Source organism: Streptococcus suis (assembly GCF_002964045.1).
In the GTDB taxonomy this organism is placed as follows: domain Bacteria; phylum Bacillota; class Bacilli; order Lactobacillales; family Streptococcaceae; genus Streptococcus; species Streptococcus suis_U.
Map to the genome: position 1 here is coordinate 1 of NZ_POPB01000239.1, position 5,930 is coordinate 5,930.

Annotated in this window: 1 protein-coding gene and 2 pseudogenes; 1 reads left to right on the forward strand and 2 read right to left on the reverse strand. The window is 40.3% G+C overall.

Going from position 1 to position 5,930, the window contains the following annotated elements:
- Window positions 1-300: 300 nt before the first annotated feature.
- Window positions 301-531, forward strand: a pseudogene (locus C1E99_RS15565) (accessory Sec-dependent serine-rich glycoprotein adhesin); the annotation flags it as partial.
- 1,631 nt (window positions 532-2,162) lie between these two features.
- Here the strand turns inward: C1E99_RS15565 and C1E99_RS15465 are convergent.
- The gene (locus C1E99_RS15465; protein WP_153060145.1) at window positions 2,163-2,342 is read right to left on the reverse strand and encodes a hypothetical protein; all 180 of its coding nucleotides are present in this window, start codon (window positions 2,340-2,342) and stop codon (window positions 2,163-2,165) included.
- Window positions 2,343-2,552: 210 nt separating this feature from the next.
- Window positions 2,553-5,930 (reverse strand): annotated as a pseudogene (locus C1E99_RS15470) (hypothetical protein); the annotation flags it as partial.

The window sequence follows — 5,930 nt, forward strand, 5'->3', positions numbered from 1 at the left end:
CTAGCCTAACAGCTTCAAGCCTGTTATCAAATGAAATCATCAACTTACTCAAACATAGTGAAACATCTAATTCTTGACTAAGGTAAGGTGGCTAACTTCATTATAGAACTTTCAATAATAGAATTTCTAAAAAAATTATTATTATACTAAGAAAAAAATTGACATTTTCCCTAAAATTCTTTATTATAGAAGTTATAAGGAATTTGCTTTTTTTTTTTAAGTATTTTATTTTTATGTTTTTTATAAGAATAAATTTTTAAAATAAAATTTATTTAATCCAAATTCGAGAGGGACAACATAGTGGATAATCTTCAAAAGAATAAAAATAGATATACAGAGGTATCACGTAAAAGCCGCGTAAAAATGCACAAATCAGGCAAGCATTGGGTTCGTACAGTTATGTCTCAAATTGGTTTGATGAATGTTGGTGGAAGTAGTGAGTCTATTTCTGAAAAGGTTACACTAAAAACGCGCCAATCAGAACCGAAAGCATCAGACTTATTGCGTGGCTTGATTGCAGCTGGTGCAGTAGTTGGTGGAGGCATTTCTGTTGATCAGGCATTGGCAGAAGAAGTAGTCATTGCATCTGAAGTAACTACGGCAGTCCTAGCTACTGAAGATACTGTCAGCATGAGTAATGTTGGAACGGAATCAGATACTTCATCGCAATCAATCAGTGACTCGACGTCGACAAGCCTATCGGATTCGATTAGTATTTCAGATTCAGCTAGCTTGTCAGATTCGACAAGCCTTTCAGACTCAGCAAGTGTATCCACTTCAACAAGTGAGTCAATTTCTGAAAGTGAGTCAACATCTGAAAGTGAATCAGTTTCTGAAAGTGAATCAGCATCTTCTAGTGAATTGGCTTCAGCTAGTGAGTCAATCTTAGAGAGTGAGTCCAGTTCAGAAGCAAGTGCTTCGAAGTCGAATAAAGCATCAACGATATCAAGTAGCTCAGAGTCTGTAAGTCCAACTCAATCGTCAACGAGTGAATTGAGTTCAAGTTCAGAAAGTCTCTCAACTTCTGAATCATTACAAGAAACAGGAGTTAGCTCAGAGACTGCTGAAAATTCAACATCAACAAGTGAAAGTTCGTCACTAGAAGCTGTCAAGAACACACTTGAACAAGTCACTTCCGAAGCTGAGATTTTGGTGCAAATTGCTAGCAGGGAAACAGGAATCAGCCCAGAGCTTGAAAATGCTATCGCAACTAGTATCAAAGATATTGTAGTTGCAAAAAATCTTCTAGGAAATGAAGCCGCGACTGCTGCAGAGATTCAAACAGCAGTATCTAGCTTGCAAGCAAGTAGCCAAACGCTAGGTTTACTATTATTGCAAGATGATGAAGATGGTATCATCACGTTTGCTTTGAATACAGCTACAACTGTGACCCTTAAAGTCGGTGAGGGTGAGGGAATCTTGGTTGATACCTTGTCAACTGCCTCACCTTCAATGGATGATCCAAATGGAGCAAAAATTTTAGATCCAACAAATAGCACAAGCTTTACGCCTTCATCAGAATCCGAAAGATTTACCTTTAACTATTCAAAATTCAACTGGTTTGGTGATCAGTTGACAGATCAAACAATTAAAGAAAATTATTATTTCCGATATTCGTTAGATTATGATACAACAACAACGACAACTTATGTTGAACTAGTTAATAAGACGACAAATACAGTAGTTGAAAGTCATACTTTGGATAAGGGTGATACAGCAACATTCACTTACTTCCAAAGCTACTCAGGTGCTAATAACCTGCCTCTAACTATTACTTACGGTGACAGTACCTCATCAAGTACAACGGCAGGAGAGCTCCAATTACAGTATAACGGTGGAACGCTCACTAATACCTTGGTTCCAACCTATCAAGAATATACAACATACTATAAGACAACTGATGGTAAAACAATAGCAACCTACACTATTAAAGGTATAGGTGGTCAAATGGCTACGCCATCTGCTAAACGTGATTTTGTAGGCTATGACTATGCAAGTACAACCGGTGGTACTCCAATACGCCTTTATTCTCCGGGAACGATTTATAATGATGGTGCGATTTCAACATTGTATGTTAAACGTCTGGCAGAAGTAGTAGATGAGAATGGTAGCCTTGTTAAGACTATTTGGATAAAAGATCCGGCTTACACTGGAACCGTTGATTATAACTCGGCTGACACAACAGGCTTTACCAAAGTCATGGAAACGTCTGTTATGGCTCCCGGAACAGCGAATACAAGTCTTGTTGTTCCTGTGACAGATTTTATCTCAGCTGAAGAATCTGCTTTGGCTACCGCAAATGCAGAAGCTGGTAAAACTGGTAATGATATCTTCTCTGTCATCTATGAAGATAACTATCAACAAATCCGTATCGGTTTTGACGGTTATGCCAAGGCGGCGAATAGTTATCCTGTAAGTATGTTAGTGCAGGTTATCCTGAAACCAGGTCACCCGGATTATCAAACATTTACAGGGACATTAAACCCAAACTCTAAAGGGACATCGGTAAGCTTAGTCAACGGTTTGAATTCAACTACCGTTAACGAAACAACTCACTGGTATACAGTTGATACATCTGAGTCAGAGTCGCTTTCTAACTCTAACTCAAATTCCTTGTCTGAATCTGAATCGACTTCAAGTTCAGAATCCCTCTCTAACTCAACATCCGTCTCAGAATCGACGTCTAAATCAGAATCCATCTCAAATTCTGAGTCAACCTCAGAATCGGTTTCTACCTCAGAATCCATCTCAAATTCAGAGTCAGTCTCAGAATCAACGTCAACCTCAGAGTCTATTTCGACGTCAGAATCGTTATCGAACTCTGTCAGTGAATCCGTCTCTGAATCAGTTAAAGAGTCAGTCAGTGAGTCCGTCTCTGAATCAGTTAAAGAGTCAGTCAGTGAATCCGTCTCTGAATCAGTTAAAGAGTCAGTCAGTGAATCAGTATCTGAGTCAATCTCAGAATCTGTATCAGAATCAATTTCCGAATCTGTGTCAGAGTCCGTCTCAGAATCAATCTCAGAATCTGTATCAGAGTCAATCTCTGAGTCAGTATCTGAATCCGTTTCAGAATCAATTTCAGAATCTGTATCCGAGTCAGTATCAGAGTCAATCTCAGAATCCGTATCAGAGTCAATCTCAGAATCAGTATCTGAGTCCGTGTCTGAGTCAGTATCAGAGTCAATCTCTGAGTCAGTATCAGAGTCAGTGTCTGAGTCAATCTCAGAATCAGTATCCGAGTCAGTCTCAGAATCAATCTCTGAATCAATCTCAGAGTCAGTGTCTGAATCAGTTTCTGAGTCAATTTCAGAGTCAGTTTCTGAGTCAATCTCTGAATCAGTCTCAGAATCAATCTCTGAATCAGTAAGCGAGTCAGTTTCTGAGTCAGTTTCTGAATCAGTTTCTGAGTCAATTTCCGAGTCAGTCTCAGAATCAGTGTCTGAGTCAGTCTCAGAATCTGTATCTGAATCAATCTCTGAGTCAGTCTCAGAATCAGTGAGCGAGTCTGTATCAGAATCCGTATCAGAATCAGTTTCTGAGTCAGTATCAGAATCAGTTTCAGAATCAGTCTCTGAGTCAGTATCAGAATCAGTGTCAGAGTCAGTTTCTGAATCAGTCTCAGAATCAATCTCAGAATCAGTAAGCGAGTCAGTGTCTGAGTCAATTTCCGAGTCAGTGTCTGAATCAGTTTCTGAATCAATCTCAGAATCAGTAAGCGAGTCAGTATCAGAATCCGTATCAGAATCAGTAAGCGAGTCAGTCTCAGAATCTGTATCTGAATCAGTAAGCGAGTCAGTCTCAGAATCTGTATCTGAATCAGTTTCAGAATCAATCTCAGAGTCAATTTCCGAGTCAGTGTCTGAGTCAGTTTCTGAATCAGTTTCTGAATCAGTAAGCGAATCAATCTCAGAGTCAGTGTCTGAGTCAATTTCAGAGTCAGTATCAGAATCCGTATCAGAATCAGTCTCAGAATCAATCTCTGAATCAGTAAGCGAATCAATCTCAGAGTCAGTTTCTGAGTCAATCTCAGAGTCAGTCTCAGAATCAGTTTCTGAATCAATCTCAGAATCAGTAAGCGAGTCAGTATCAGAATCCGTATCAGAATCAATCTCAGAGTCAGTTTCTGAGTCAATTTCCGAGTCAGTTTCTGAGTCAGTTTCTGAATCAGTCTCAGAATCAATCTCTGAATCAGTAAGCGAGTCAGTGTCAGAGTCAATCTCAGAGTCAGTATCAGAATCAGTGTCTGAGTCAGTTTCTGAATCAGTTTCTGAATCAATCTCTGAATCAGTAAGCGAATCAGTCTCAGAGTCAGTGTCTGAGTCAATCTCAGAATCAGTTTCTGAGTCAATTTCAGAGTCAGTTTCTGAATCAGTGTCTGAATCAATCTCTGAGTCAGTAAGCGAGTCAGTGTCTGAGTCAATCTCTGAATCAGTATCAGAATCCGTCTCAGAATCAATCTCAGAGTCAGTGTCTGAGTCAATCTCTGAATCAGTAAGCGAGTCAGTGTCTGAGTCAATCTCAGAGTCAGTATCAGAATCAGTCTCAGAGTCAATCTCAGAATCCGTGAGCGAATCAGTATCAGAGTCAATCTCAGAATCCGTGAGTGAATCAGTATCAGAGTCCATCTCAGAATCCGTGAGTGAATCTGTCTCAGAATCAATCTCTGAGTCAGTGAGCGAGTCTGTCTCAGAGTCAATCTCCGAGTCAGTTAGCGAATCTGTCTCAGAATCCATCTCCGAGTCCGTGAGTGAGTCAGTCTCAGAGTCAGTATCTGAATCAGTAAGCGAGTCAGTGTCTGAATCCGTATCAGAATCAATTTCAGAATCTGTATCCGAGTCAGTCTCAGAGTCAATCTCAGAATCTGTATCCGAGTCCGTTTCAGAGTCAATCTCTGAGTCAGTGTCTGAATCCGTTTCAGAATCAATTTCAGAATCCGTATCCGAGTCAATTTCTGAGTCAGTATCCGAGTCAATCTCAGAGTCAGTCTCAGAATCAATTTCCGAGTCAGTTTCAGAATCTGTATCCGAGTCAGTATCTGAGTCAGTATCAGAATCCGTGTCTGAGTCAATCTCAGAATCAATTTCAGAATCTGTATCTGAGTCAGTCTCAGAGTCAGTATCTGAATCAGTAAGCGAGTCAGTGTCTGAATCCGTATCAGAATCAATTTCAGAATCTGTATCTGAGTCAGTCTCAGAGTCAGTATCTGAATCAGTAAGCGAGTCAGTGTCTGAATCCGTATCAGAATCAATTTCAGAATCTGTGTCTGAGTCAGTTTCTGAATCAGTTTCTGAATCAGTTTCTGAATCAGTCTCAGAATCAATCTCTGAATCAGTAAGCGAGTCAGTGTCTGAGTCAATCTCAGAGTCAGTATCAGAATCAGTGTCTGAGTCAGTTTCTGAATCAGTTTCTGAATCAGTAAGCGAATCAATCTCAGAGTCAGTGTCTGAGTCAATTTCAGAGTCAGTATCAGAGTCAATCTCAGAATCCGTGAGTGAATCAGTATCAGAGTCCATCTCAGAATCCGTGAGTGAATCTGTCTCAGAATCAATCTCTGAGTCAGTGAGCGAGTCTGTCTCAGAGTCAATCTCCGAGTCAGTTAGCGAATCTGTATCTGAATCCATCTCCGAGTCCGTGAGTGAGTCAGTCTCAGAGTCTATTTCAGAATCTGTGAGCGAGTCCGTCTCAGAATCTATTTCAGAGTCAATCAGTGAATCTGTATCCGAATCCATCTCAGAATCCGTGAGTGAATCTGTATCCGAATCCATCTCAGAATCCGTAAGTGAATCAGTCTCAGAGTCCATCTCAGAATCCGTGAGCGAATCAGTATCAGAGTCCATCTCAGAATCCGTGAGTGAATCTGTCTCAGAATCAATCTCTGAGTCAGTGAGCGAGTCTGTCTCAGAGTCAATCTCCGAGTCAGTTAGCGAATC

Excerpts from the sequence above, each read along its gene's own strand:
- C1E99_RS15465 (WP_153060145.1), bottom strand. The coding sequence starts at position 2,342 with ATGACAGAGAAGATATCATTACCAGTTTTACCAGCTTCTGCATTTGCG.